Below are 25197 nucleotides of genomic sequence, written 5' to 3'. Positions count from 1 at the left end.
CCTGTCGCAGACGCGGGGTCTGACACAGTTACCCTCGACCCTGGCTCAGCAGCGCCCGAGATCGGAGACCGCCTCCATGGACAGCACCGCCGCCCGCCCGACGTTCCGAGACGCCACCGCCGCCGACGTCGACGCCCTCGTCGCGCTCGTCGAGTCCGCGTACCGGGGAGACGCCAGCCGGGCCGGGTGGACCACCGAGGCGGACATCCTGGAGGGGCAGCGCACCGACCCCGAGGGCGTGCTGGAGGTCGTCAAGTCGCCCGACAGCCGGCTGCTGACCGTCGAGCAGGACGGCAGGATCGTCGCCTGCTGCCAGCTCGAACACCGCGGCAGCCACGCCTACTTCGGCATGTTCGCGGTCAGTCCGGCCCTCCAGGGCGCGGGCCTCGGCAAGATCGTCATAGCGGAGGCGGAGCGGCAGGCCAGGGAGACCTGGGGCGTCACCGAGATGCACATGACGGTGATCTCGGTCCGGGACGACCTGATCGCCTGGTACGAGCGCCGCGGCTATCGCCGTACGGGCAGGATGACACCGTTCCCGTACGGCGACGAGCGCTTCGGCATCCCGCAGCGCGACGACCTGCAGTTCGAGCTGCTGGTCAAGGAACTCGCCTGACACCGCGCCATGCAGCTGACGATCAGGCCGTGCAGCTGACGATCAGGCCGTGGAGCCGACCGTCACGCCACGCGGCCGACTTCACGCCGTGAAGCGGGCGGTCCGTTTGATCTCCGGGTAGTCGGTCGTCGCGCCGTCCAACTGAAGCGCGCGGACCAGCCGCAGATCGTCCTGCGTGTTGACCACCCAGCCGATGACCCTGAGCCCGGCCTTGCGCGCCTGCTCGACGATCTCCAGGGTCAGCCGGCGAATGTTGAGCACGAGCGTCGTGGCGCCCACCTTGGTCGCGCGCTCCACGACGTCCGTGCCGTAGCGGCTCGCGACCAGCCCGGTGCGCACGCCCGGCACCAGCCGGGCGATCTCGGCGATCGCCTCGTCGTGGAACGAGATCACCTCGACCCGGTAGACCAGGTCCCGCCGGTGCATGACCTCCGCCAGCGCCCTGGCGGCCGCGACGTCCTTGATCTCGGCCTGCAGGGGCGCCTTCACCGCGTCCAGGACCTCCTCGAACACCGGCACCCGCTCCCCGCGGCCCGCGTCCAGGGCGCGCAGTTCGGCGAGGGTCTTCTCGGCGATCGGCCCGGTGCCGTCGGTCGTGCGGTCCACCTCCGCGTCGTGCATGACGACCAGCGCGCCGTCCTTGCTCAGGTGCAGATCGAGTTCGATGAGGTCGAGGCCGGCCTGCTGCGCGGCGACGAAGGAACGAAGGGTGTTCTCGGGCTCGACACCCATGACCCCGCGGTGACCGATGGTAAGGAAGTTCAAGGTTCAACTCGCTTCCGTCGACGGCGGCTCGGCACCCGCGGACCCGACGGGCGTCGTCGTCCGCGCGGCAAGGTCGCAGCCTAATGGCCAGGTCCCGCGATGAACCCGCACCTGCGCGGGGGAACGCGGTGCGGCGCGCGCGGCACCTGGCTCCTGCCCGCTCCGCCGTCACCCAGGCGTGGGCGAGTCCTCCCGGCATTGACCGGCCGGATCCGATCGGTGGGTTTTCTCCCGGCGTGACGTCCTTGTGTGCGGCGGAAGTGAGCGCCGTCACGGTTTACCGCAGGAAAAATGTCGGTGACCATGCGGTTCCGCAGAATTTTTTTCGGATTCCCCTCTTGCTGGGCAGAACCGGGTATGCATACGGTGTCCATACGCGAGGTTCTCCCGTGGAGGATGGGACATGACGGAAATTCTTGTGCAGGCGGCTACGAAGGAGCAGGTTCCTTCGCTGACCAGGGTGGTTGAGCACCCGGCCTGGCCGGCGCTCAAGAATGCCGTGGAGCAGATCCGGCCATGGCAGTCGAAGGACGGATCGATCGATTTCGAGGCCGAGGGCGCCCCGGAGCGGGCGGACGCCGAGGCGGCCGTACGCCGTGTCGTCGAGGCCGTCGAGCAGCTCTCCCCGCTGCTGCCGCACGACGCCGCCTACCACGAGGCCCTCGTGCGGGATCTGCGCCGCTGGGCCGAAGGCGGCTTCGAGGTGCCGGACTTCCTCGACTCCCTGCTGGCCTTCCAGCCCGCGGCGGGCCGCACGGACGGCCTGCAGCACCTGGTCGTCTTCCCGATGTACACGCAGAACGGCAACCCGGACCGCAACCTCGAGGCGGTCGTGCTGCGCATGGTGTGGCCGGAGTGGCTGGCCGAGCTGGAGCGCACCCGCTACGACAACCCGCTGTTCTGCGGCATCACGTTCGAGGACTTCACGGCCGGTTACGACACCAACTCCGCCGTCCTCTTCCCGGAGACCATCGCCGTGCGCGAGGCGCCGGAACGATTCTCCTGGGGTGGCATCTTCTGCGACCGCGAGGCCGCCCGCTTCCGCCGGGTCACCGACGCCGCCGTCGAGATCCTGGGCCTGGAGCTGCCCGAGGACATCGCCGCGCTGGTCCACGACCAGAAGCGCTGCGAAGAGGCCTTCGTGCTCTGGGACATGGTCCACGACCGCACCCACAGCCACGGCGACCTGCCGTTCGACCCGTTCATGATCAAGCAGCGCCAGCCGTTCTGGATGTACGGCCTGGAGGAGCTGCGCTGCGACCTGACCGCCTTCAAGGAGGCCGTCAAGCTCCAGGCGGACGGCGTCCCGCAGGCCCGTGACGTGCAGTACGCGGTGCTCTTCGACCGCATGTTCCGCTTCCCGGTCACCGGCGACCGCAACCGCAACTACGACGGCCTCGGCGGCCAGCTGCTCTTCGCCTACCTGCACAAGCACGACGTCATCCGCTGGACCGACAACAAGCTCTCCATCGACTGGGAGCGCGCCCCGCAGGTCACCAACCAGCTGTGCGCCGAGATCGAGAAGCTGTACCGGGACGGCATCGACCGCCCGAAGCTCGTGCACTGGTTCGCCGGCTACGAGCTGGTCTCCACCTACCTCGCCCCGCACCCCGGTTCCAAGTGGGCCAAGGGCCCCGACGCCCTGGACCTGACCCAGCCGCCGCGCAAGCTGGTGGACGACGTGCTTCCGGACGAGTTTCCGCTGAGCATGTTCTTTGAGGCCCTGTCCAAGAAGCTGAAGAACGTGATCGCCTCCACCAAGGGCATCACGGCGGACAGCGCCGAGCGGCTCGCCGCATGAGCGACCGCGTCCAGAACACTGCTGAAGAGGGGAACGACATGGGGAACGGGGTTCTCAGTGGTGCGGTCGTCGCGGTCGCCGGCGCGGGTGGTCCCGCGGGGCGCGCGGCCCTGATCCGGCTCGCCGAGGCGGGCGCGACCGTCGTCGGCGCGGACAACGACCCCGGCCGCCTCGCCGAGGCCGTGGACGCGGCCCGCTACGCCAACGGCGGCGCCACGGTCACCGGCGAGACGGTGGACCTGCTCGACCTCGACTCGACCCGAGCCTGGGCCGAGCACATCGAGAAGGAGTACGGCCGCGTCGACGGCCTGGTCCACCTGGTCGGCGGCTGGCGCGGCAGCGCGAACTTCGGCGAGACCGACCTCGCCGACTGGGACCTGCTGGAGAAGCTGCTCATCCGCACCGTGCAGCACACCTCCCTGGCCTTCCACGACGCCCTGCAGCGCAGCGGCAACGGCCGCTACCTGCTGATCAGCGCCGCCGGCGCGTCGAAGCCCACCGCGGGCAACGCCGCGTACTCCGCCGCCAAGGCGGCCGCCGAGGCCTGGACGCTGGCCATGGCCGACGGCCTGCGCAAGGAGGGGGGCGAGGAGGGGCCGCGCGCGGCTGCTGCGATCCTGATCGTGAAGGCGCTGGTGCACGACGCGATGCGCGCCGAACGCCCCAACGCGAAGTTCGCGGGTTTCACGGACGTCAAGGACCTGGCCGAGGCCATCGTGGGCGTCTGGAGCGAGCCCGCCGCCGAAGTGAACGGAAACCGTCTGTGGCTGACCGAGAAGCCGTGAACCCCCCCAAGACCGACGCGCGTCGCCATCACGACCCGACGGTCCGCGGTTTCGCCAGTGACAACTACGCCGGGGCGCATCCGGAGGTGATGGCCGCCCTGGCCCTGGCCAACGGCGGCCATCAGGTGGCGTACGGCGAGGACGACTACACCGAGAACCTCCAGGGGATCATCCGCAGCCACTTCGGGGCCACTGCGGAGGCGTTCCCGGTCTTCAACGGCACCGGCGCGAACGTCGTCGCGCTCCAGGCGGTCACCGACCGCTGGGGCGCGGTGATCTGCGCCGAGAGCGCGCACATCAACGTGGACGAGGGCGGCGCCCCCGAGCGCATGGGCGGCCTCAAGCTGCTCACCGTGCCCACGCCGGACGGCAAGCTCACGCCCGAGCTGATAGACCGGCAGGCCTGGGGCTTCGAGGACGAGCACCGCGCCATGCCGCAGGTCGTCTCGATCACCCAGTCCACGGAGCTGGGCACGCTCTACACGCCCGAGGAGATCCGCGCGATCTGCGAGCACGCCCACGCGCACGGCATGAAGGTGCACCTGGACGGCTCCCGGATCGCCAACGCCGCCGCCTCCCTGAACGTCCCCATGCGGACGTTCACCAACGCGGTCGGCGTCGACATCCTCTCGCTGGGCGGGACGAAGAACGGCGCGGTGTTCGGCGAGGCGGTCGTCGTCATCAACCAGGACGCGGTGCGGCAGATGAAGCACCTGCGGAAGATGTCGATGCAGCTCGCCTCCAAGATGCGCTTCGTCTCCGTGCAGCTGGAGGCCCTGCTCGCCAAGGACCTGTGGCTGCGCAACGCCCGGCACGCCAACGAGATGGCGCAGCGCCTGGCCGAGGGCGTCCGCGCGGTGCACGGCGTGGAGATCCTCTACCCGGTGCAGGCGAACGGCGTCTTCGCCAAGCTCCCGCACGACGTGAGCGAGCGGCTGCAGAAGCGGTTCCGGTTCTACTTCTGGGACGAGGCGGCCGGGACCGTCCGCTGGATGTGCTCGTTCGACACCTCCGAGGAGGACGTCGACGCGTTCGTGGCGGCGCTCAAGGAGGAGATGGCGCGCTAGCACTCCAGTGTGACTTCGTGATTCATCCGGTTGAAGGACTGCCGAGTCGTCATCGGTAGTGGCTGCGACGGGCGGCGGCTCGGTGGTGTCTGCGCCGGTTCGACCAGTGCAGCAACTTGGGCGGGGAGGCGTTCGTCGGGTTCAGCAGGGCGCCGAGCTCCTCCCTCCCGCCGACCCGGGCCCAGAACCGCTCCACCTGCACGAGGCACGCCGGCTCAGGTCCTTGGCGATCTCCTCGCATCCGACCGGCTCGCCGTCGGCATAGTCGGCTGATCATCAGCCACAGGCACTGATCAGAGCACGAGCGTGCCCAGGTCGCGCACGGTGTCGGCGAGCGCGCGGATCGCGTCGTTCTCGGCCTCGCCGCGCCAGACCAGCGCGTAGCGGAGGATGGCCAGATCGGGCACCGGCAGCCAGCGGATGTTCGGCATGCCCCAGTACCGCGTCACGTGGCGGGGGAATGTCTGCACGATGTCACCCATCGAGATCAGACTGATCAACTCGTCCGGGCCGAGCACCAGATGGGCACGCTCGATGGCACGGCCGCGCGGGGTGTGGAAGGGCAGGTAGCTGTCCTCCCAGTAGTCCGGGACGCCGGTGGTGGTCGCGTGCGCGAAGTCCGCGAACGCCTCCAGCGGCGCGGTGTCGCGCCCGGCGAGCTCGTGGTGGTCGGCCACGGCCAGCACCCGAGGGTCAGTGAGCAGCGTCGGGCCGACCGTCAGATCCGGTTCCTCCACCGGCAGCCAGGCGACGAAGACGTCCATGGCGCCGGCGCGCAGCGCGCCGAACGGGTCGGCGTACGGCGCCGGCCTGATCTGCAGCTCCCATCTGGGATGGCGCCTGCGGAACGTACGCCAGTAGTGGTGCAGGTCGACGATGTTGAACGGCATCATGCCGACCCGCAGCCGCCCGGTCACTCCCCGCCCGGCCATCCTGGCCCGCTCCAGCGACTCGTGCAGGCCCATGTACACAGGCTGCAGATCGTCGCGCAGCTGCCGGCCGACCTCGGTCAGCCGAACCGTACGGCTGGTGCGCTCGAACAGCGCGGCGCCGATCCGGCGCTCCTGCTTCTTGATGGTCTGGCTGACTCGCGCCTGGGAGACGTGCAGGCGCTCGGCGGCCCGGCCGAAGTGCAACTCCTCGGCGAGCACCAGGAAGATCTCGATGTCCCGGATTTCCACTGGACCCCCCGTGTCCTCGATCGATAATCCCACGGTTATCGATCAGCGCGGAAGTCTACGTTGATCATGGTGATGGTCGGCCGGGAGGCTGGGCGGCATGGAATCACGCATGAAGAATCCCGCGTTCGTCCTGCCGGACGCGATGAAGGGCATCGGCAGCATCATCAAGGCCATCGGCCAGGGCGGAATCACGCACGAGCTGCAGGAGATCGTCGCGCTGCGCGCCAGCCAGCTCAACGGCTGCAGCGCCTGCGTCCACGCCCATGTGCAGAACCTGCGCAAGGCGGGCGAGAGCGAGGAGCGGATCGCCACGGTCGCCGCCTGGCGGGAGGCACCGTTCTTCACAGACGCCGAGCGCGCCGCGCTCGAACTCGCCGAACGGACCACCAGGCTGGCCGACCGCTCCGAGGACGCGGTGTCCGACGAACTGTGGGACCGCCTGCGCGGGTACTACGGCGAGGAGCAGCTCTCCGCGCTGATCCTGCTGATCGGCGTCACCAACTTCTTCAACCGCCTCAACGCCGTGGTCCGCGAGCCGGCCGGCACGTCCTGGGGCTGATCCGCCCGCCCGCACCGCGAGCTGACCCGGGGCCGCGCCGGACCGCAGCCCGAAAGGGCGCCGGTCCGGCGCGGCTCTGCGCATGCACGGTTGTGCATAGATATGCGGTCTACTGAAAAGTCATTGACGCTCGGGTGGTCGCATTCCTATGCTCTGCGGCCATGGAGCTGATCCAGGAAAACGCCGACCTGTCCGCCTACTTGGCCGCCGACGAGGTCATCGACCATCACCATCCGATCGTGCGGAACACGGCCGCCCGCCTGGCCGCAGGGGCGGCAGACTCGTATGAGTATGCGTGCGCCGCGTACGAGTTCGTGCGCGACACCATCCCGCACTCCCAGGACTCCGGCGACCTCCGCGTCACCTGGCGCGCCTCCGACGTCCTGAGCCTGCGCACCGGCATCTGCTACGCCAAGTGCCACGCCCTCGCCGCACTGCTGCGCGCCGAGGACATCCCCACCGCCCTGTGCTACCAGCGCCTGGCGGACGACGAAGGTGGCCACGCCGTCCACGGCCTGGTCGCCGCGCGCTTCAACGGCGCGTGGCACCGGCAGGATCCGCGCGGCAACAAACCGGGCGTCGACGCACAGTTCTCCCTCGACGGGGAGCGACTGGCCTGGACCCCGGACCCCGCGTCCGACGAGCTGGACTATCCCGTCCTGTACGCCGCACCCCATCCGGTCGTCCTCGACGCCCTGAAGGCGGCCCCGGACCGGCCGTACCTGTGGAAGACGCTCCCCACCGCACTCTGAACCGAGCCGGCCGACGCCCACGCCCACCGCGCCGTCCGCCACCCCCGCCCGGCCGTCAACGGGGTGTCAGTGCGCCTCGGCCGCCTTCAGTTGCTCCGCCGTCGGTGCCGTGCCGCCCAGATGGGCCGGCAGCCACCAGGAGTCGTCGAGTCCCTTGGGGCGCGCGGGGTAGGCGCGCTGGGCGGTGTCCAGCAACTCCTGGACACACTCGCGCAGCCGACGGGTGATCGCCCCCGCGTACTGGTCGCGGGGGGCCTCGACCGCCTCGCCCACGCGGATCGTGATCGGGGTGTGGCTGCGCCTGAAGTTGCGCGGGTGACCCTTGGTCCACAGCCGCTGCGTGCCCCACACCGCCATCGGGACCAGCGGGACGCCCGCCTCCTGGGCGAGGCGCGCCGCACCGGACTTGAAGCTCTTCAGGGTGAAGGACTGCGAGATCGTGGCCTCCGGGAACACCCCGATGACCTCGCCGGAGCGCAGCGAGTCCAGCGCGTGCGCGTAGGCGGCCTCGCCCTGCTTGCGGTCGACCGGGATGTGCTTCATCCCGCGCATCAGCGGCCCCGACACCTTGTGGCGGAAGACGGACTCCTTCGCCATGAAGCGCACCAGACGCTTCTGCGGCAGCGCCGCCAGGCCGTTGAAGATGAAGTCCAGATAGCTGATGTGATTGCTCACCAGCACGGCGCCGCCGGTGCGCGGGATGTTCTCCGAGCCCATGCAGTCGATCTTGAGGTCCCACACCTTGAACAGCGTCTTGGCGAATCCGACGACGGGACGGTAGACCAGCTCTGCCATGGGTGGGATCGACCCTTTCTGCTCTGCTCGGGAAAGGGGCTCCCGGCGGGAAGTTACGCAGCCGTAGGTTTTCGGCGTCTCGCAGATCGTGCCCGAAGAACGGACGCGGAGCCAGTCCTGGTGCCCCGTGGCGGCGAGATCCTCGTCACGTCGGCCTACATCCGACCTCGGATCTTTAAGGTGCCTTTGCTCCGCAGCCGGTCCCGACCCGTTCCCGGCCCGCTCCCGGAACATCCGTCCATCAGTCGATTCACAGTCAAAACCGATCCCGGCGTCGGGAATCCTCGCCGCCTCGTGGATGCTTGTGCGGATGGAGACCGGACGGACGGCGCGGCGGAGCGGGAGGACACGGGTGCGCGGGCGGAACGACGGCAGGCGGCTCGGCGCGGTCGACCTGGGCGGCGAACTGGGGGAGCGGGCCACGCTCGTACAGTTCTCCAGCGCCTTCTGCGCGCCCTGTCGGGCCACCCGGCGCGTCCTCGGCGAGGTCGCCGCAATGGTCCCGGGCGTCGCCCACGTCGAGATCGACGCGGAGGCCCGCCTGGACCTCGTACGCGAGCTGGAGATCCTCAGGACGCCCACCGTGCTGGTGCTCGACGCGACCGGCCGGGTGGTGCGGCGCGCCACCGGACAGCCCCGCAAAGCGGACGTCATCGCGGCACTCGGGGAGGCCGTGTGACGCCGTGTCGGCACCTGGTGAGACCTCTCCCAGATCCCGGACCGAACTTGACTGCAAGCGTCACCTATCGTCAGCCTGACCGTATGCCGATCGAACTCCTTCTCTACGGGCGGGTCCACGTCGACCTGGCCCGCACCGCGAGCGCGCGCTGTCCGGACTGCTGAGCAGTCACGCACCCGCTCGCCATCCCCAGCAGAAGGACAACTCCATGACGGCCACGCCCGACCTCGGCACCTTCCAGCTCGCGACCCCCGACCTCCTGCGCTCCACCTTCCGCCGGCACGCCGCCGGTGTCGCGGTGATCACCGCGCGCGGAGCCGCCGGCCCGGTCGGCTTCACCGCCACCTCTCTCACCTCCGTCTCCGCCGACCCCCCGCTCGTCTCCTTCGGCATCGGCACCGGCGCCTCCAGCTGGCCGGCCATCGCGGCGACGGAGTACGTCGGCGTCCACATACTCGGCGAGCACCAGAGCGACCTGGCCGCCACCTTCGCCCGCAGCGGCGCCGACCGCTTCGGCGCGCCCACCGCCTGGCGCGAGGGACCGGAAGGCGTACCCGTCCTGGACGACGTGCTCGCCTGGCTGGTCTGCCGGGTCGTCGGCCGTGTCCCGGCCGGTGATCACCGGATCGTGCTGGCCGAGGTGGTCCTCGGCGACCCCACCGGCACGGGCCGCCCGCTCCTTTACCACCAGGGCAGGTTCACCGCTCTGCGGGATTGATCACCCTTCTCCCCGCCTGCGAAGCCGTCGAGTTCCGGTTACGCTGCGTTGCGAAGGTCACAGTTCAAAGCGCTTGCTTAGCGGGCAGGAACTGGGTGTACTGACGAGTAATATTTCGGTCGGAGCGCGCGGACGTCCCGACCGGGATCGGCCGCTTGAGGCGCCTATGCTGCCTGCAAGAGGCAGCCAGGAAATAACGATGCAGTAGGAGAGCCGGCGTGAGCTTGAGGATCGTTGTCACTGTGAAGTACGTGCCCGACGCCACTGGCGACCGGCACTTCGCCGATGACCTGACCGTCGACCGCGACGACGTGGACGGTCTGCTCTCCGAGCTGGACGAGTACGCGGTCGAGCAGGCGCTGCAGATCTCCGAGAACTCGGACGACGACGTCGAGGTCACCGTTCTGACGGTCGGCCCGGAGGACGCCAAGGACGCGCTGCGCAAGGCGCTGTCCATGGGTGCCGACAAGGCCATCCACGTCGAGGACGACGACCTGCACGGCACCGACGCCATCGGCACCTCGCTGGTGCTGGCCAAGGCGATCGAGAAGGCCGGCTTCGACCTGGTCGTCTCCGGCATGGCCTCCACCGACGGCACCGGCGGTATCGTCCCGGCTCTCGTGGCCGAGCGCCTGGGCGTCCCGCAGGTCACCCTGCTCTCCGAGGTCTCGGTCGAGGACGGCACCGTCAAGGGCCGCCGCGACGGCGACGCCGCATCCGAGCAGCTCGAGGCGCAGCTCCCGGCCGTCATCTCCGTGACCGACCAGTCCGGTGAGGCCCGCTATCCGTCCTTCAAGGGCATCATGGCGGCCAAGAAGAAGCCGGTGGAGTCCTGGGACCTGTCCGACCTCGACATCGAGGCCGAGGAGGTCGGCCTGGACGGCGCGTACACCAAGGTCGAGGCCGCGAACGAGCGCCCCGCGCGCACCGCGGGCACGATCGTCAAGGACGAGGGCGAGGGCGGCAAGCAGCTCGCTGAGTTCCTCGCGAGCCAGAAGTTCATCTAAGGGCTCGCCCCCGCTGACCGCCCCTCAACTTCGTTACGCAGGAGAGCAATCCCATGGCTGAAGTCCTCGTCTACGTCGACCACGTGGACGGTGCCGTCCGCAAGCCGACCCTGGAGCTGCTGACGCTGGCCCGCCGCATCGGCGAGCCCGTCGCCGTCGCGCTGGGAGGCGGCGCCGCCGACACCGCCGCGACCCTCGCCGAGCACGGCGCGACCCGTGTGCTGACCCACGAGGCGTCCGAGTACGCCGACTACCTGGTCGTCCCGAAGGTGGACGCCCTGCAGGCCGCCCACGAGGCCGTCTCCCCGGCCGCCGTGCTGGTCCCGTCCTCCGCGGAGGGCAAGGAGATCGCCGCCCGCCTGGCGCTGCGCATCGGCTCCGGCATCATCACCGACGCCGTCGACCTCGAGGCCGGCGACGAGGGCCCGGTGGCCACCCAGTCGGTGTTCGCCGCGTCCTTCACCACCAAGTCCCGTGTCATCAAGGGCACCCCGGTCATCACGGTCAAGCCGAACTCGGCCGCCGTCGAGGCCGCCCCGGCCGCCGGTGCCGTCGAGGCGCTGGCCGTCACCTTCTCCGACAAGGCCACCGGCACCAAGGTCACCGGCCGCACGCCGCGTGAGTCGACGGGCCGTCCGGAGCTGACCGAGGCCGCGATCGTGGTCTCCGGTGGCCGTGGCGTCAACGGCGCGGAGAACTTCGCGATCATCGAGGCGCTCGCCGACTCGCTCGGCGCGGCCGTCGGTGCCTCGCGTGCCGCGGTGGACGCGGGCTGGTACCCGCACACCAACCAGGTCGGCCAGACCGGCAAGTCCGTCTCGCCGCAGCTGTACATCGCCAACGGCATCTCCGGCGCCATCCAGCACCGCGCCGGTATGCAGACCTCGAAGACGATCGTCGCGGTCAACAAGGACCCCGAGGCCCCGATCTTCGAGCTGGTCGACTACGGCGTCGTCGGCGACCTGTTCGACGTCGTCCCGCAGCTGACCGAGGAGGTCAAGGCCCGCAAGGGCTGAGCCTCCCCGCGGCGCCTGCCCGAGGCCCCTGTGACCGGCGCGGTCACAGGGGCCTCGGTGCATGCTGGATGAGTCCCGGCGGGAGCCGACCAGTCTTCCGGAGGGAGTCGACCAGCCTCCGCAGGGTGTTGACCAGCGGGAACCACCCCGGATAACTTCATTCTGCGGATTATTGATTCCGTAAAGCGGAAAACTGGAGGGTTGGGATGGGTCAGCAGGAGAAGGTGGCGACGAGCCTCGCGGGCGCGGTCAGCGAGGAGATCAGCGCTTCCCTCGCGCCGGTCGACGCGGAGCTGGAGCGCCGCTACCCCGGAGACCCCGGCACCCGGCAGCCCGTCCACACCGTGTACGTCCCCGGTGACGCCTTCGCCGCCGACACCATCCGCTCCTGGGGCGACCAGGCCCTCGCCGCCCTGGACGAACACGCGCCGGACGCCGCCTCGTTCGCCGCCGTCCTCGGCCTCTCCGACGACCTCGCCGAGCCCGTGTACTCCCGGGTTCGCGCCAAGCTGGAGCGCGAGCCGATCGAAGACCTGCGCGTCGACTTCGAGGACGGCTACGGCCCCCGCCCGGACGCCGAGGAGGACGAGGCCGCCGCCCGCGCCGCCCGCCTGATCGCCGAGGCGTACCGGAACGGCACGGCGGCCCCGTACATGGGCATCCGCATGAAGTGCATGGAGGCCCCGGTGCGCGACCGGGGCATCCGCACCCTCGACGTGTTCCTCACCGGACTGATGGAGGCCGGCGGCCTGCCCGAGGGACTGGTGCTGACCCTGCCGAAGGTGACGTACGCCGAGCAGGTCGGCGCCTTCGTACGCCTCCTGGAGGCCTTCGAGAAGGCCCACGGGCTCGACGCCGGCCGGCTCGGCTTCGAGATCCAGATCGAGACCAGCCAGTCCATCCTCGCCACCGACGGCACCGCGACCGTCGCCCGCATGATCCAGGCCGCCGAGGGCCGCGCCACCGGCCTGCACTACGGCACCTTCGACTACAGCGCCTGCCTCGGCGTCTCCGCCGCCTACCAGGCCAGCGACCACCCGGCCGCCGACCACGCCAAGGCGATCATGCAGGTCGCCGCCGCCGGCACCGGCGTACGCGTCTCGGACGGCTCGACCAACGTCCTCCCGGTCGGCCCCACCGAGAAGGTCCACGCCGCCTGGCGCCTCCACTACGGCCTCACCCGGCGCGCCCTCGCCCGCGCCTACTACCAGGGCTGGGACATGCACCCCGGCCACATCCCGACCCGCTACGCGGCCGTCTTCGCCTTCTACCGCGAGGGCTTCGAGCAGGCCGCGGCCCGGCTCGCCCGCTACGCCAACCGCGCGGGCGGCGACGTCATGGACGAGCCCGCCACCGCCAAGGCCCTCAGCGGCTACCTGCTGCGCGGCCTGGACTGCGGCGCCCTCGACATCGCCGAGGTCGCCCGGCTCACCGGCCTGACCCGCGCCGACCTGGAGGGCTTCGCGGCGCCCCGGCGCGGCGACCTGACGGCCTCGGCGAAGTAGCCCGCCGTCCTCACGGCCCCGGCCTGCCGGTTGCCCTGGCCTCCCCGGCCTCCCCGGCCTCCCCGGTCGCCGCGGGCGCCGCGGGCGCCGGGGCCGGCCGGGGCGGCTGACCGGATGAACCTCTGAACGACATCGCTCCTGCGGGTACGCGCTCGACGGCCTGACGCGCTTCGACGCTGATCATGGGACAAATTCCCCCACAGGAAGGCTGACGTCGTCGATGCGTCGTTCCCTGTTGGTCGCCTGTACCGCGGCGACCGCTCTCCTGGCCCCCCTGCCCTTGGCCATGGCCACTCCTCCCGCACACGGCGGGACGGGTTCTGACGAGCCGTGGGTGGTGCGCAGCGCCGTGCTGCGCGCGAACGCCAAGGACTACGCCTCGCTGTGCCGCACGCAGGAGGAGGGGGTGCCGGAGCGCCGCACCTGGCCTCTCTTCCACAACACCCGGGGCTTCACCGCCGAGCGGGACTACTACCACAAGGACCCGGACGGCACCGTCTACTGGGACGGCTTCGACCCGAAGAACCCCGAGAACACGGTCTCCCTGTCCGTCATCGGAGCCTGCAAGGACAAGGGCGGCTCGGTCACCCTCGACGGCGTCATCGAGATCGGCACCAAGGACTATGTGTTCACCCCCCTGCCCAAGCGTCGGGGCGAGTACCTCCTCCAGGAGATCGACACGCTGAAGCTGCCCCCCAGCGGACAGCCGGGCGACACCGTGACCCTGGAGCCGCGGGCCCACCGTCCCGGGCACGCGGAGAGGACACCCAGGGCCGACGACAACAGCCCGGTCGCCATCGACGTCCTCGTCGCCTACACCCCCGCGGCCGTCACCGAACTCGGCGGGGTGCCGGAGGTGGAGGCCCGGATCCGCTACGGAGTGAGCCAGCTCAACAAGGCTTTCGCCACCAGCCGTGTGCCGGCCAGCGTGCACGTCGTCCACTCGTACCAGACGACGCCGTTCGGCGGCGCCGACCCGTCCACCAGCACCTTGCTCGCCAAGCTCAACAACCGCAACGACCTGACGCTCGGCTCCCTGGCCCACGCGAACCGGGACCTCTACGGCGCCGACCTGGTGGCCCTGCTCGCCTCCATCCCCGCCCAGAACAGCTCCGGCACGGCCGACCTGCCGTTGCCCGTGACCTCGGGCACCAGCGAGAGCGCCTACTCCGTCACCAGCGTCCTGTCGGTGAAGGAATGGGACAACCTGGGCCACGAGATCGGCCACAACCTGGGCATGCGGCACGACCGCCAGACGATCACGAACAACGGGGAGACGCCGCCGGGAGCGAACGACACCAACTTCGGCTGGATCACCGCCGACAAGAAGTACCACACGCTGATGGCCTACAACACGCCCTGCCTGCCCACCTGCAAGGTCATCAATCAGTACTCCAACACCACCAACACGGTCGGCGGACAGGCCCTCGGCGACGCGAAGAACAACAACGCCGGCATCGCACGTCTCGCCACCCCCCTCGTGTCCGGCTACCGCGCCTCGAAGGTGACCAACCGGCACAACCTCAAGCTGTCCGTCTCCCCAGCGGGCGGCGGCACCGTCACGGTCAGCGAGTTCGGCCCCTACGACCCCGGTACGCAGGTGACCGTCACCGCCCACCCGGCCTCCGGCTACGTGTTCGCGGGCTGGGACGTCGACGGCGTGGCGCAGACCGACACCACGACGGACTACCAGATCACCATGGACAAGGACCGCAGCATCGTCGCGCGCTTCAACCGGACTCCGTGAGCGCACACCCGTCGCACCACTGACCGGCGGGTGTCGCGACCATGGCCGTCGGCCGTACCCGGCACGGCCGGCCATGGTCCCGACTCACCGGTGCCGGACGTCCCGGGCGGCCGGCTCCGCGTAGGGCTCGAGTCCCGACTGCGTCACCCACCCCTGCTCCCGGAACAGCCGCGTGCCCTGCGCGCACAGGGCCGCGTCCGCGCGGGCCCGGGCGCAGAACTCCTCCGGACTGTCGCCGAACAGCTCTCTCAACGGGGCGCAGTCCAGCAGGAGTTCGGTGAGCAGGGCGTGCTGGCCGGGGTGGCGGCGCGCGATGCCGTCGCCGCCGCGCAGCACCCCGTGCTGATTGACGTACGTGTGCACCCCGGGCAGCACCTGACCGCCCGTCAATTCGACGCGTACGTCCGGTGCGGTCAGCCACGTCCGGCGGTAGTTGCCGTCCGCGCGCGGGGCGCCCTCGCTGGCGTCGACCACGGCCAGTTGCCGTGGATCCAGCCAGATGACGAACAACTCGGCCGACGCCTGCGGGGACTTGACGGGCGACGCGGAGACATAGCCCATGAGGCTGACGTGCGCGGAGACGCCCACGGCGATCCCGCGCACCCGCGTCCGGACCATGGGTAAGGGGGAGTCGACCCCGGACTCCTGCATCTTGTACCGGAGTTGACCGGGGCAGGCGTTGGAGCCGACGGCCAGGACCGGCACCCGGTCGTCGTAGACCAGGCGCTCCAGCGGCAGCAACCGGTCGCCGTGCAGCAGGCCGGAGTCGGCGGGCCAGGCGCCCGGGTAGGTCAGCGGATGGTCGCGGGGTGCCTCACCGAGGCCGAGTTCGTCCAGGGTGCGGCCGGCCACGGGCGGCTCAGTCCGCGGGCGGCAGCTCGCCGGAGCCGCGCGCGATCAGCCGGGTCGGCAGCTCGATGCGCTCCGGGGCGACCAGGACGCCGTCCAGCTGGCGGAAGAGACGCTCGGCGGCGGTACGGCCCAGCGCGGCCGCGTCCTGCGCGACGACCGTCACGCCGGGCTGGAGCAGGTCGGCCAGTTCGAAGTCGTCGAAGCCGACGAGAGCGACCGGGCGGGACTGCTCGGCGAGCACCCGGATCACGGTGACCGTCACCCGGTTGTTGCCCGTGAAGACGGCGGTGACCGGGGAGGGCCCGGACAGCATCTCCTCGGCCGCCCGGCGCACCCGCTCCGGGTCGGTCGCCCCGAGGGACATCCACTGCTCCTCGACCGGTATCCCCGCGTCCTCCATGGCGGCCCGGTAGCCGCGCAGCCGCTCGGCCGCGGTGTGGATGCGGGGCATGTCGCCGATGAAGCCGATCCGCCGGTGACCATGGGCGATCAGGTGCGCGACGCCGTCACGGGCGCCGCCGAAGTTGTCGGACAGGACGACATCGGCGTCGATCCGCCCGGCCGGCCGGTCCACGAACACCGTCGCCACGCCCGCCTTGATCTCCGGCTCCAGATAACGGTGGTCGTCCCCGGCCGGGATCACCACCAGACCGTCCACCCGCCGCGCGCACAACGCCAGCGCCAACTCCTGCTCCCGCTCCGGGTCCTCGGCGCTGGAGCCGTTGATCAGCAGGGCGCCGTGCGCGCGGGCCACCTCCTCGACCGCCCGGCTCAGGGGGCCGTAGAAGGGGTCCGCCAGATCCTCCAGGACGAGGCCGATGCTTGCCGTACGGCCTTTGCGCAGCACACGCGCGCTGTCGTTGCGGCGGAAGCCCAGCGCGTCGATCGCCTCCTGCACCCGGCGCTCGGTGTCCGGGGTGACCCCGGGCTCGCCGTTGACCACGCGGGACACCGTCTTCAGGCCGACCCCGGCCCGCGCGGCCACGTCCTTCATCGTCGGACGGTTGCCGTAGCGGGTCCCGGTGATGCGGTCTGCGCGGCGGGTGGTCTCGGGCACGATGCTGCGTCCTGTCCTGTCGTCCGGAGCGTCCACCGGGGGTGGTGGTGCGTCGATCCGGCGGATGTATGAGGATGTGGCGTCGAGCATAGAGCCTGGACAACGTTGTCAGATCCGCGAGAGACTGTCCAGCGCTGTTCCCCGGCCCGCGCCCCCACCGCGACCGGCCTGCGGCGATTCTCTGATTTCGCTTCTTCTGACGGTTCGCTTCGCTCCGTCCCACGGATCAACGGGGAGATCTGACTCTGATGCACACCGACCTCGTGGCGGCCCTGGACATCGGCGGCACCAAGATCGCCGGCGCGCTGGTGGACGGCAACGGCCGGATCCAGACGCGCGCCCAGCGCGCCACGCCCGCGCAGCAGGACGGCGAGACGGTCATGCGGGCCGTCGAGGAGGTGCTCGTCGACCTCGCCGGGTCGCCGCTGTGGGGACGCGCGGGTTCCATCGGTATCGGCAGCGCGGGCCCGGTCGACGCCTCGGCGGGCACGGTGAGCCCGGTGAACGTGCCGGGTTGGCGCGAGTTCCCGCTGGTGGAGCGGGTGCGGGCGGCCACCGGCGGCCTGCCTGTCGAGCTGATCGGCGACGGCGTGGCGATCACCGCGGCCGAGCACTGGCAGGGCGCCGCCCGCGGCCACGACAACGCGCTGTGCATGGTGGTCTCCACCGGCGTGGGCGGCGGCCTGGTCCTGAACGGGCAGCTGCACCCCGGCCCGACCGGCAACGCCGGCCACATCGGACACATCAGCGTCGACCTGGACGGCGACCCCTGTCCGTGCGGTTCGCGCGGCTGCGTCGAGCGCATCGCCAGCGGCCCCAACATCGCCCGGCGCGCCCTGGAGCGGGGCTGGCGGCCCGGCCCCGACGGCGACACGTCCGCCGCCGCGGTGGCCGCCGCCGCCCGCGCGGGGGACCCGGTCGCCGTGGCCTCCTTCGAGCGCGCCGCACAGGCCCTCGCGGCCGGCATCGCGGCCACCGCCACCCTCGTCGAGATCGACATCGCGGTGATCGGCGGCGGCGTCGGCAAGGCCGGCGACATCCTCTTCACCCCGCTGCGCAAGGCCCTCGCCGACTACGCGACCCTGTCCTTCGTCCGGCGCCTGACGGTGGCACCCGCACAGATGGGCACGGACGCGGGCCTGGTGGGGGCGGCCGCGGCGGCCCTGCATGTACCGCGGCCGACGGCCGTGTGAGGTTCAGCGGAATTCGTGCACGACCTCGATACGGCCGACGATGTGCGCGTTGAACTCGTCCAGTTCCTCGGCCGGTACCCACAGTTCGAGGATGGTCTCGCCGCCGGCCTGCTGAACGGGATAGCGGGAGACGAACGCGGAGTCCACCTCGAAGCGGGTCACGAAACCTGCGCCGTCGTGCTTGACGTTCCAGTCCCGGGCGATCCGGATCGCGTAGTCCTCGTTGAGCACCGGGTAGAAGATCGGCTGCTCGGGCAGCCGGGGCGGCCACGCCCTCCACGCCAGTTCCCGGACCAGGTCCAGCTCCTTGGGGCCGGTGGGGCGCCAGAGGGTGGTGGTCGGGTGGGGGCTGGTCATGGCCGTCGTACTCCTGGTTCGTGGATCGCCGGCTTCCGGCCGGCGGGGATCCGGACGATACCGGCCCCTTGATCGCCGCTGCCACGAGGTTTCGCCGGGACCCGCGTGACTCCGGGCGGGTTCGGCAGTTGACCACGGCATGAAGAAGCGCAGCATGCTCGCCATCGCCTCCCTCGCCACCGGATTCGTCGTGGCCGCCGTCACCCCGTCCCACGCGGCGGAGCAGGGGGCGCTCGACGACCTCAAGGTCACCGACACCCTCGGCACGGTCGACCATCTCGTCAGCCAGGACAGCTTCGCCCTGGACGAGAACGCCCTCGGCCAGGAGTAGCCCGGCGGGCGGAGGGCCGGTACCCCTGCGGGAGGGGTGCCGGCCCTCCCGTGTGCGCGCCCTCATCAGCAGGGGGTTTCCGTGGCAGGGTGGAGCGGGCAAGCCACAGGGGGCCAACAGAAGAGGGGGAGTCCGTGACCGTCGTCTGGATCAACGGCGCGTTCGGTGCGGGGAAGACAACCGCCGCACGGGAACTGATCGAACTGATCCCGAACAGCACGCTCTTCGACCCGGAGATCATCGGGGGAACGCTCTCGCACCTGCTGCCGCCCAAGCGTCTCGCCGAGGCCGGCGACGTCCAGGACCTGCCCATCTGGCGGCGGCTCGTGATCGACACGGCGGCCGCGCTCCTCGCCGAGCTGGGCGGCACCCTCGTGGTGCCCATGACCCTGCTGCGCCAGGAGTACCGCGACGAGATCTTCGGCGGTCTCGCCGCCCGCCGGATCCCCGTACGGCATCTGCTCCTCGCCCCGGCGGAAACGATCCTGCGCGAGCGGATGGCCGGCCGGGAGACACCGCCCGACCTGCCCGACGGCGAGATACGGCAGCGGCAGTGGGCGTACGACCACATCGAGCCCTACCGGGCCGCCCTCGCCTCCTGGCTCACCGCCGACGCCCACCTCGTCGACACCAGCGCCCTCACCCCGTACGAGACCGCCGTCCGCGTCGCCGACGCCGTCGGCACCGGCGCCGTACCGCCCTGCGACATCGTGCAGACCCCCGAGCCCACCGCCGAGACCGTCGCCGCCGGTGTGCTCCTCTTCGACGAGCGGGACCGGGTGCTGCTCGTGGACCCCACCTACAAGCCCGGCTGGGAGTTCCCCGGCGGTGTGGTGGAGCGCGGCGAGGCCCCGGCCCGGGCCGGGATGCGCGAGGTCGCCGAGGAGACCGGGATACGGCTGCGGGAGGTGCCCCGGCTGCTCGTCGTCGACTGGGAGCGGCCCGCGCCCCCCGGCTACGGCGGACTGCGGCTGCTCTTCGACGGTGGCCGGCTCGACTCCGCCGAGGCCTCCCGGGTGTTGCTGCCGGGGCCGGAGCTGCGCGCCTGGCGCTTCGCCACCGAGCAGGAGGCCGCCGGCATGCTGCCCCCCGTGCGCTACGAGCGGCTGCGCTGGGCCCTCAGGGCCCGTGAGCGCGGGGCCGCGCTCTATCTGGAGGCAGGCGTCCCGGTCGGCTGACGCGGCTGTCCGGCCGCCGAGCGGGCGGGGGAGTCAGCCGGCGGCCGGGTGGCGGTCCGCCGCCTCCCGAAGGGCGCGCGAGGCCCGCCCCACCACCGGGTCGCCGTGGCCGAAACACGCCACCTCGGAGTCGAGTCCGGCCAACCGGTGGAAGGAGTCGAGGAGTCGCGGCCGGTCCAGGTTGAACACGCCCGGCATCATCGCGCCGTCGACCGGCGAGGCCGCCACCGTGTCACCCGTGAACAGCACGCCCTCGTCCGGGACGAACAGGGCGATGCTGCCGTCCGTGTGCCCGGGGACATGGATCACCCGTGCGCCGCCGCCGAAGTCCAGCACGTCACCGTCGGACACGGGGGTGACATGCCGGGGCCGCACCGGCTCGCCCTCGGGCAGGTGCCGTGACACCTCCGCGTGGATCGGCAGCTCCCAGTCCTCGAACACCGGTGCCGGGCCCGGTCGTTCACCGCTGACGAACGGCGCGTCCAGGTGGTGGGCCACCACCTCGGCACCGCTCAGAGCGGCGAACTCGCCCGCCCCGCCCGCGTGGTCCTCGTGGAAATGGGTCAGCACGATCCGTCGTACGTCCCCGGGCGCGCGGCCCAGCCCGGCGACCGCGTCGGCGATCGCCGGGCCCGAGCCGACCAGACCGGCGTCGATGAGCGTCAACTCCTCGCCGTCGCGCCAGAGATAGGCCTGGCCGACCGGGAAGCGCAGGAGACGGAGGCGGGGCAGCAGTTCGATGACGTCCATGCGCCGACCGTAGGCAGCGCCCCCGTCCGCGGACGAGGGCGCTCTGCCGTCGGCAGAAGGGTTCAGCTCGCCGCGTAGTTGCGCAGGAACAGCGCCTCGGCAACCGACAGCTGCTCCAGCTCCCGGGGGGACACGCTCTCGTTGAGCGCGTGGATCTGCGCCTCCGGCTCGCTCAGGCCGATGAGCAGGATCTCCGCCTGCGGGTACAGGCCCGCGAGGGTGTTGCACAGCGGGATGGAGCCGCCCTCGCCCGCGTACTGCATGGTCTCGCCCGGGTAGGCGACCGCCATCGCGTCGGCCATCGCCTGGTAGGCCGGGCTGGTGGCGTCGGCGCGGAAGGGCTGGCCCTGGCCGATCTGCTCGGTGGTGACCCGGACGCCCCACGGGGTGTGCGCCGTGAGGTGGGCCTCCAGCAGCTTGGTCGCCTCCGCCGCGTCCACGCCCGGCGGCACCCGCAGGCTGATCAGCGCGCGGGCGCCGGAGTGAACGGACGGGGTGGCGCCGACGACCGGCGGGCAGTCGATGCCGAGGACGGTGACGGCCGGGCGGGCCCAGACGCGGTCGGCGACCGAGCCGTTGCCGATCAGCCCGACCCCGTCGAGCACCTTGGCGTCCGCGCGGAACTGCTCCTCGGGGTACTCCAGGCCGTCCCACGTGCCCGTGGAGTCCAGTCCGTCGACCGTCGTCGTGCCGTCCTCGGCCCGCAGCGAGTCCAGCACGCGGATCAGCGCGGCGAGCGCGTCCGGGGCGGCGCCGCCGAACGAGCCGGAGTGCAGATTGCCCGCGAGGGTCTCCATCCGCACCCGGACCAGGGTCATGCCGCGCAGGGTGGTGGTCACGGTCGGCAGGCCGACACGGAAGTTGCCCGCGTCGCCGATCACGATGGTGTCCGCCGCCAGCAGCTCCGGGTGCTCCTCGGCGTACCGCTCCAGACCGCCCGTGCCCTGCTCCTCGGAGCCCTCGACGATGACCTTGACGTTCACCGGGACGCCGCCGTTCGCCTTCAGGGCGCGCAGCGCGAGCAGGTGCATGATCACGCCGCCCTTGCAGTCGGCGGCACCGCGGCCGTACCAGCGGCCGTCGCGCTCGGTCAGCTCGAACGGCGGGGTGGTCCAGCCGGCCTCGTCCAGCGGCGGCTGCACGTCGTAGTGCGCGTAGAGAAGAACCGTTTTCGCGCCCTCGGGGCCCGGCAGGTAGCCGTAGACGGACTGCGTGCCGTCCGGGGTGTCCAACAGGGCCACGTCGACGAATCCCTCGGCGCGCAGCGCGTCCGCGATCCAGCTCGCGGCGGCCTCGCTCTCGCTCTTCGGGAACTGCGTGAAGTCCGCCACCGACTTGAAGGCGACCAGCTCGGCCAACTCCGCCTTCGCCCGGGGCAGCAGCGAGGCGACGGTCTCGGCGACCGGATTCGACGACATGGGCACGCTCCTCGTGGGTGCGACGTTGAACAGCATGTACAGGGTAGGTACCCCGATACTCCCACAGTGGCCTGCGGCGACGGCCGCCGTAGGATGCGGGGGACACCACGGCAGCGGCTTGATCGGAGCGGTAGACCATCGTGAGCGGCGAGAACTCTTCGGCGGACGACGTGCAGCGGGTCTGGGACGTCGTCGTGGTGGGCGCGGGACCCGCGGGGGCCTCCGCCGCCTACGCGGCAGCGGTCGCCGGACGGCGCGTGCTGTTGCTGGAGAAGGCGGAACTGCCCCGGTACAAGACCTGCGGCGGCGGCATCATCGGCCCCTCGCGCGACGCGCTCCCGCCCGGCTTCGAGCTGCCCTTCCGGGACCGGGTGCACGCGGTCACCTTCTCGCACAACGGCCGTTTCACCCGTACCCGCCGCTCCAAGCAGATGCTGTTCGGGCTGATCAACCGGCCCGAGTTCGACCAGCAGCTGGTGGAGCACGCGCAGAAGGCGGGCGCCGAGCTGCGCACGGGCGTCACGGTGCAGCGCGTCGAGCAGCACGGCTCGGCGGTGCCGGACCGGCGCACGGTCGCGGTGGTGCTCCAGGGCGGCGAGACGGTGCTGGCCCGCGCGGTCGTCGGCGCCGACGGCAGCGCCAGCCGCATAGGCGCGCACGTCGGGGTGAAGCTGGAGCAGGTCGACCTCGGCCTGGAGGCGGAGATCCCGGTGCCGGACACCGTCGCCGAGGACTGGAAGGGCCGGGTGCTCATCGACTGGGGCCCGCTGCCGGGCAGTTACGGCTGGGTCTTCCCGAAGGGCGACACCCTGACCGTCGGCGTGATCTCACGGCGCGGTGAAGGCGCGGCCACCAAGCGGTACTTGGAGGACTTCGTCGCCCGCCTCGGGCTGTCCGGCTTCGAGCCCACCATCTCCTCCGGGCATCTGACCCGGTGCCGCGCCGACGACTCGCCGCTCTCCCGCGGCCGGGTGCTGGTCTGCGGCGACGCGGCGGGGCTGCTGGAGCCGTGGACCCGCGAGGGCATCTCCTTCGCGCTGCGTTCGGGCCGGCTGGCGGGGGAGTGGGCGGTCCGCATCTCCGAGGCGCACGACGCCGTCGACACCCGCCGCCAGGCCCTGAACTACGCGTTCGCGATCAAGGCGGGGCTCGGCGTGGAGATGAGCGTCGGCAAGCGCATGCTCGCCGCGTTCGAGCGCCGTCCCGGCATCTTCCACGCGGCCCTCACCGGCTTCCGCCCCGCCTGGCGGGCGTTCAAGGAGATCACCCAGGGCTCGACCTCGCTGGGCGAGCTCGTCAGGTCCCGCCCGATCGCCCAGCGGGCCCTGACCCTGCTGGACCGGAATCCGGCCACCGTCGCGGCGGAGGACACCGTCGGTTCCTGACGTGCTCCGGAACGCCGGGCGGCTGGGTGGCTGGGTCGCTTGGTGGCCGGGGGTGACCGGTCACCCCCGGCGCCACGTCAGGACTGGGCGGTCACGCGTGGCGCATGACCTGGTAGATCGTCTCCGAAACCGGCGCGGGGTGAGGCGTGTTGTGCCAGCCGATCTCCTGCGCGCGCTGCACGATGGCTTCACGGGCGGCCGCCGCGGCCGCCTCGTCCTCGAAGAACGCGACGGACAGCCCGTTGCCGGTGGCCGGGTCGACGAGGTGGTACGCCCCATGGACACCGGGAACCCCGGCTGCCGCGTCCAGCACCCAGTCCCAGTCGTCATCCGGCATCGGCTCCCACACCGCTACGCGCGCGATCATTCTTTCCCCTCGGTGGTGACTCGGTGGCGTCTCCCGGGGACAGCCGTGTCGATCGACTGTGGCAGAAGAGCGTGGCCCCTCGGGGCAGATTGACGGAACCGCGGCCGGCCTCGCCGCGGCGTCGCCGATTCGGCTACGCCTCCGGAAGATTCCGCTGGGCGTCCGGAATCAGTACGACCTTCCCGGCCACCGTCCCGGACTCGGCGAGCCGCATCGCCCGGGCCACCTCGCTGAGCGGCAGCCGGGCGGCGACGTGTGCGGTGACCTCGCCGCGTTCCAGGGCCCGGAACACCTCGGTGAGGTCGGCGCGCAGCCGGGCCCGGAAGCGGTCCTTGTTCAGGGCGCGCCCCGCCCAGACGTTGAAGAAGTACGCGTGGCGGCCGTTCGGCAGCGCGTTCCACAGCCACACCCGGCCGAGGATCTTCAGCACGGGCCACTGCTTGGAGCCCGTGTCGTCCCGGGTCGTGGCGCTGCCGTAGGAGACCAGCGTCCCGCCGGGGGCGAGCAGCCGCCAGGAGTCGAGGACGCTGCGCCCGCCGAGGTGGTCGAAGACCGCGTCGACCCCGCCGGGCGCCAGTTCCCGGACCCGGGCCGGGACGTCCTCGGCGCGGTAGTCGACCGGGGTCACGCCCAGCTCGCGCAGGGCGTCGTGGTGGCGGGCGGAGGCGGTGCCGATCACCCTCAGGCCGGCGGCACGCGCGAGCTGGACCAGGACGGTGCCGACGCCGCCGTTGGCGCCGTGCACGAGGATCGTCCCCCCGGCGCGCACCCGGGCCTTGCGGTGCAGCATCTGCCAGGCGGTGATGCCGTTGACGACCAGCGTCTCCGCCTCCGCCGCCCCGATCCCGGCCGGGACCTCCACGGCGTCCGCCGCGTCGAGCACCACGTGACTGGCCCAGCCGCCGACCTTGACCAGCGCCGCCACCCGTCGGCCGACGAGGTCCGGGGCGACGCCGGAGCCGGCCGTGAGAACGGTGCCGACCAGGTCGTAGCCGGGCACGAAGGGGAACGGCGGCTGGTCGTAGTACCGCCCCCGGCGCATCTGCTGCTCGGCGAACGACACCCCCGTGGCCTCCACCCGGACCACGATCTGCCCCGCCCCCGGCACCGGTATGTCCCGGTGCCGGAACCGCAGCTCCTCCGGTTCGACGGCGCCCGGCAGGACGACCTCGACGAGTTCGTCGAGGTCCTTGCGGTCCTTGAGTTCCTTGCTTCCCATGACGAACCTCCAGGTCGGTCAGCGGTGCTAGAGCCATTTGATTGAGTTAGAAGTTATAACCAACATGAAGCCTTCCAGGGTGAGTGTCAAGCTCTCG

General features: G+C 71.3%; 26 protein-coding genes. 16 read left to right on the top strand and 10 right to left on the bottom strand.

Going from position 1 to position 25197, the window contains the following annotated elements:
• Positions 1 to 76: 76 nt before the first annotated feature.
• Positions 77 to 616 carry a GNAT family N-acetyltransferase gene (locus ABZ865_RS24540; protein WP_361234111.1) on the top strand — a complete coding sequence of 180 codons (540 nt, stop codon included), beginning with the start codon at positions 77 to 79 and terminating at the stop codon, positions 614 to 616.
• 81 nt (positions 617 to 697) lie between these two features.
• Here the strand turns inward: ABZ865_RS24540 and ABZ865_RS24535 are convergent, their stop codons facing one another.
• A complete protein-coding gene (locus ABZ865_RS24535) occupies positions 698 to 1381 on the bottom strand; it encodes a glycerophosphodiester phosphodiesterase family protein (RefSeq protein ID WP_361234108.1) in 684 nt (227 codons plus the stop codon).
• Positions 1382 to 1784: 403 nt separating this feature from the next.
• Here ABZ865_RS24535 and ABZ865_RS24530 point away from each other — a divergent pair, with 403 nt between their 5' ends.
• The 3 genes from ABZ865_RS24530 to ABZ865_RS24520 are packed head-to-tail and all read left to right on the top strand — an operon-like array spanning position 1785 to position 5034.
• On the top strand, positions 1785 to 3182 hold the full coding sequence (locus ABZ865_RS24530; RefSeq protein ID WP_361234105.1) for a DUF6421 family protein: 1398 nt from the start codon (positions 1785 to 1787) through the stop codon (positions 3180 to 3182).
• 38 nt (positions 3183 to 3220) lie between these two features.
• The gene (locus ABZ865_RS24525; RefSeq protein ID WP_361234102.1) at positions 3221 to 3967 is read left to right on the top strand and encodes an SDR family oxidoreductase; all 747 of its coding nucleotides are present in this window, start codon (positions 3221 to 3223) and stop codon (positions 3965 to 3967) included.
• Positions 3964 to 5034 (top strand): low specificity L-threonine aldolase, encoded by a 1071-nt coding sequence (locus ABZ865_RS24520; protein WP_361234099.1) that lies wholly within the window; start codon positions 3964 to 3966, stop codon positions 5032 to 5034. The genes ABZ865_RS24525 and ABZ865_RS24520 overlap by 4 nt, the downstream gene beginning before the upstream one ends.
• 293 nt (positions 5035 to 5327) lie before the next feature.
• Here ABZ865_RS24520 and ABZ865_RS24515 read toward each other — a convergent pair whose 3' ends face one another.
• A complete protein-coding gene (locus tag ABZ865_RS24515; RefSeq protein ID WP_361234097.1) occupies positions 5328 to 6215 on the bottom strand; it encodes a LysR family transcriptional regulator in 888 nt (295 codons plus the stop codon).
• A gap of 97 nt (positions 6216 to 6312) precedes the next feature.
• Between ABZ865_RS24515 and ABZ865_RS24510 the strand changes: the two genes are divergently transcribed.
• Both ABZ865_RS24510 and ABZ865_RS24505 read left to right on the top strand, forming a co-directional pair.
• Positions 6313 to 6774 carry a carboxymuconolactone decarboxylase family protein gene (locus ABZ865_RS24510; protein WP_361234094.1) on the top strand — a complete coding sequence of 154 codons (462 nt, stop codon included), beginning with the start codon at positions 6313 to 6315 and terminating at the stop codon, positions 6772 to 6774.
• 161 nt (positions 6775 to 6935) lie between these two features.
• Positions 6936 to 7526: a transglutaminase family protein gene (locus ABZ865_RS24505; RefSeq protein WP_361234091.1), complete on the top strand. Its 591-nt coding sequence runs from the start codon at positions 6936 to 6938 to the stop codon at positions 7524 to 7526.
• 66 nt (positions 7527 to 7592) lie between these two features.
• On the opposite strand, the gene ABZ865_RS24500 is transcribed toward ABZ865_RS24505, so the two are convergent.
• Positions 7593 to 8321 (bottom strand): lysophospholipid acyltransferase family protein, encoded by a 729-nt coding sequence (locus ABZ865_RS24500; protein WP_361234088.1) that lies wholly within the window; start codon positions 8319 to 8321, stop codon positions 7593 to 7595.
• Positions 8322 to 8619: 298 nt separating this feature from the next.
• Between ABZ865_RS24500 and ABZ865_RS24495 the strand changes: the two genes are divergently transcribed.
• The 6 genes from ABZ865_RS24495 (at position 8620) to ABZ865_RS24470 (ending at position 14993) form a co-directional block, all read left to right on the top strand.
• Positions 8620 to 9000 carry a thioredoxin family protein gene (locus ABZ865_RS24495; protein WP_361234085.1) on the top strand — a complete coding sequence of 127 codons (381 nt, stop codon included), beginning with the start codon at positions 8620 to 8622 and terminating at the stop codon, positions 8998 to 9000.
• Positions 9001 to 9208: 208 nt separating this feature from the next.
• The gene (locus tag ABZ865_RS24490) at positions 9209 to 9718 is read left to right on the top strand and encodes a flavin reductase family protein (RefSeq protein WP_361234082.1); all 510 of its coding nucleotides are present in this window, start codon (positions 9209 to 9211) and stop codon (positions 9716 to 9718) included.
• A 218-nt stretch (positions 9719 to 9936) separates the two neighbouring features.
• Complete coding sequence (locus ABZ865_RS24485; protein ID WP_361234079.1) at positions 9937 to 10725, top strand: electron transfer flavoprotein subunit beta/FixA family protein; 789 nt, start codon at positions 9937 to 9939, stop codon at positions 10723 to 10725.
• A gap of 53 nt (positions 10726 to 10778) precedes the next feature.
• Complete coding sequence (locus ABZ865_RS24480) at positions 10779 to 11741, top strand: electron transfer flavoprotein subunit alpha/FixB family protein (protein ID WP_361234076.1); 963 nt, start codon at positions 10779 to 10781, stop codon at positions 11739 to 11741.
• A 206-nt stretch (positions 11742 to 11947) separates the two neighbouring features.
• Positions 11948 to 13246 carry an aldolase gene (locus tag ABZ865_RS24475; protein ID WP_361234074.1) on the top strand — a complete coding sequence of 433 codons (1299 nt, stop codon included), beginning with the start codon at positions 11948 to 11950 and terminating at the stop codon, positions 13244 to 13246.
• A 220-nt stretch (positions 13247 to 13466) separates the two neighbouring features.
• Complete coding sequence (locus ABZ865_RS24470) at positions 13467 to 14993, top strand: reprolysin-like metallopeptidase (RefSeq protein WP_361234071.1); 1527 nt, start codon at positions 13467 to 13469, stop codon at positions 14991 to 14993.
• Positions 14994 to 15077: 84 nt separating this feature from the next.
• Here ABZ865_RS24470 and ABZ865_RS24465 read toward each other — a convergent pair whose 3' ends face one another.
• Positions 15078 to 15845 (bottom strand): hypothetical protein, encoded by a 768-nt coding sequence (locus ABZ865_RS24465; RefSeq protein WP_361234068.1) that lies wholly within the window; start codon positions 15843 to 15845, stop codon positions 15078 to 15080.
• 7 nt (positions 15846 to 15852) lie between these two features.
• Positions 15853 to 16902, bottom strand: a complete 1050-nt coding sequence (locus ABZ865_RS24460; RefSeq protein WP_361234066.1) for a LacI family DNA-binding transcriptional regulator — start codon at positions 16900 to 16902, stop codon at positions 15853 to 15855.
• Positions 16903 to 17150: 248 nt separating this feature from the next.
• Between ABZ865_RS24460 and ABZ865_RS24455 the strand changes: the two genes are divergently transcribed.
• On the top strand, positions 17151 to 18095 hold the full coding sequence (locus ABZ865_RS24455) for an ROK family protein (protein ID WP_361234063.1): 945 nt from the start codon (positions 17151 to 17153) through the stop codon (positions 18093 to 18095).
• A gap of 3 nt (positions 18096 to 18098) precedes the next feature.
• Here the strand turns inward: ABZ865_RS24455 and ABZ865_RS24450 are convergent, their stop codons facing one another.
• On the bottom strand, positions 18099 to 18452 hold the full coding sequence (locus tag ABZ865_RS24450) for a hypothetical protein (protein WP_361234060.1): 354 nt from the start codon (positions 18450 to 18452) through the stop codon (positions 18099 to 18101).
• 139 nt (positions 18453 to 18591) lie between these two features.
• Between ABZ865_RS24450 and ABZ865_RS24445 the strand changes: the two genes are divergently transcribed.
• Both ABZ865_RS24445 and ABZ865_RS24440 read left to right on the top strand, forming a co-directional pair.
• Complete coding sequence (locus ABZ865_RS24445) at positions 18592 to 18783, top strand: hypothetical protein (protein ID WP_361234058.1); 192 nt, start codon at positions 18592 to 18594, stop codon at positions 18781 to 18783.
• Positions 18784 to 18917: 134 nt separating this feature from the next.
• A complete protein-coding gene (locus ABZ865_RS24440; RefSeq protein WP_361234055.1) occupies positions 18918 to 19961 on the top strand; it encodes an NUDIX domain-containing protein in 1044 nt (347 codons plus the stop codon).
• Positions 19962 to 19994: 33 nt separating this feature from the next.
• Here ABZ865_RS24440 and ABZ865_RS24435 read toward each other — a convergent pair whose 3' ends face one another.
• Positions 19995 to 20711 carry an MBL fold metallo-hydrolase gene (locus ABZ865_RS24435; RefSeq protein WP_361234052.1) on the bottom strand — a complete coding sequence of 239 codons (717 nt, stop codon included), beginning with the start codon at positions 20709 to 20711 and terminating at the stop codon, positions 19995 to 19997.
• Positions 20712 to 20773: 62 nt separating this feature from the next.
• Positions 20774 to 22129 (bottom strand): dipeptidase, encoded by a 1356-nt coding sequence (locus tag ABZ865_RS24430; RefSeq protein ID WP_361234049.1) that lies wholly within the window; start codon positions 22127 to 22129, stop codon positions 20774 to 20776.
• Between the two features lie 140 nt (positions 22130 to 22269).
• Here ABZ865_RS24430 and ABZ865_RS24425 point away from each other — a divergent pair, with 140 nt between their 5' ends.
• Positions 22270 to 23514 carry a geranylgeranyl reductase family protein gene (locus tag ABZ865_RS24425; protein WP_361234046.1) on the top strand — a complete coding sequence of 415 codons (1245 nt, stop codon included), beginning with the start codon at positions 22270 to 22272 and terminating at the stop codon, positions 23512 to 23514.
• Positions 23515 to 23605: 91 nt separating this feature from the next.
• Here ABZ865_RS24425 and ABZ865_RS24420 read toward each other — a convergent pair whose 3' ends face one another.
• Positions 23606 to 23881, bottom strand: coding sequence for a hypothetical protein (locus ABZ865_RS24420; protein ID WP_361234043.1), 276 nt, complete (start codon positions 23879 to 23881; stop codon positions 23606 to 23608).
• Between the two features lie 133 nt (positions 23882 to 24014).
• Entirely contained in the window at positions 24015 to 25100 is a 1086-nt protein-coding gene (locus ABZ865_RS24415; RefSeq protein ID WP_361234040.1) for a medium chain dehydrogenase/reductase family protein, read from the bottom strand.
• Positions 25101 to 25197 lie beyond the last annotated feature (97 nt).

The organism is Streptomyces sp. NPDC047085, assembly GCF_040643735.1.
In the GTDB taxonomy this organism is placed as follows: Bacteria; Actinomycetota; Actinomycetes; order Streptomycetales; family Streptomycetaceae; genus Streptomyces.
The sequence above is the reverse complement of the archived record's forward strand: the minus strand, read 5'-3'. Positions and strand labels throughout refer to the sequence as shown.

What these genes read in the sequence shown, in the direction of transcription:
- ABZ865_RS24505 (WP_361234091.1), top strand. Translation starts at nt 6,936, where the DNA reads ATGGAGCTGATCCAGGAAAACGCCGACCTGTCCGCCTACTTGGCCGCC.
- ABZ865_RS24525 (WP_361234102.1), top strand. Translation starts at nt 3,221, where the DNA reads ATGGGGAACGGGGTTCTCAGTGGTGCGGTCGTCGCGGTCGCCGGCGCG.
- ABZ865_RS24510 (WP_361234094.1), top strand. Translation starts at nt 6,313, where the DNA reads ATGGAATCACGCATGAAGAATCCCGCGTTCGTCCTGCCGGACGCGATG.
- ABZ865_RS24445 (WP_361234058.1), top strand. Translation starts at nt 18,592, where the DNA reads ATGAAGAAGCGCAGCATGCTCGCCATCGCCTCCCTCGCCACCGGATTC.
- ABZ865_RS24490 (WP_361234082.1), top strand. Translation starts at nt 9,209, where the DNA reads ATGACGGCCACGCCCGACCTCGGCACCTTCCAGCTCGCGACCCCCGAC.
- ABZ865_RS24495 (WP_361234085.1), top strand. Translation starts at nt 8,620, where the DNA reads ATGCTTGTGCGGATGGAGACCGGACGGACGGCGCGGCGGAGCGGGAGG.
- ABZ865_RS24415 (WP_361234040.1), bottom strand. Translation starts at nt 25,100, where the DNA reads ATGGGAAGCAAGGAACTCAAGGACCGCAAGGACCTCGACGAACTCGTC.
- ABZ865_RS24420 (WP_361234043.1), bottom strand. Translation starts at nt 23,881, where the DNA reads ATGATCGCGCGCGTAGCGGTGTGGGAGCCGATGCCGGATGACGACTGG.
- ABZ865_RS24450 (WP_361234060.1), bottom strand. Translation starts at nt 18,452, where the DNA reads ATGACCAGCCCCCACCCGACCACCACCCTCTGGCGCCCCACCGGCCCC.
- ABZ865_RS24500 (WP_361234088.1), bottom strand. Translation starts at nt 8,321, where the DNA reads ATGGCAGAGCTGGTCTACCGTCCCGTCGTCGGATTCGCCAAGACGCTG.
- ABZ865_RS24530 (WP_361234105.1), top strand. Translation starts at nt 1,785, where the DNA reads ATGACGGAAATTCTTGTGCAGGCGGCTACGAAGGAGCAGGTTCCTTCG.
- ABZ865_RS24540 (WP_361234111.1), top strand. Translation starts at nt 77, where the DNA reads ATGGACAGCACCGCCGCCCGCCCGACGTTCCGAGACGCCACCGCCGCC.
- ABZ865_RS24455 (WP_361234063.1), top strand. Translation starts at nt 17,151, where the DNA reads ATGCACACCGACCTCGTGGCGGCCCTGGACATCGGCGGCACCAAGATC.
- ABZ865_RS24430 (WP_361234049.1), bottom strand. Translation starts at nt 22,129, where the DNA reads ATGTCGTCGAATCCGGTCGCCGAGACCGTCGCCTCGCTGCTGCCCCGG.
- ABZ865_RS24480 (WP_361234076.1), top strand. Translation starts at nt 10,779, where the DNA reads ATGGCTGAAGTCCTCGTCTACGTCGACCACGTGGACGGTGCCGTCCGC.
- ABZ865_RS24470 (WP_361234071.1), top strand. Translation starts at nt 13,467, where the DNA reads ATGCGTCGTTCCCTGTTGGTCGCCTGTACCGCGGCGACCGCTCTCCTG.
- ABZ865_RS24435 (WP_361234052.1), bottom strand. Translation starts at nt 20,711, where the DNA reads ATGGACGTCATCGAACTGCTGCCCCGCCTCCGTCTCCTGCGCTTCCCG.
- ABZ865_RS24475 (WP_361234074.1), top strand. Translation starts at nt 11,948, where the DNA reads ATGGGTCAGCAGGAGAAGGTGGCGACGAGCCTCGCGGGCGCGGTCAGC.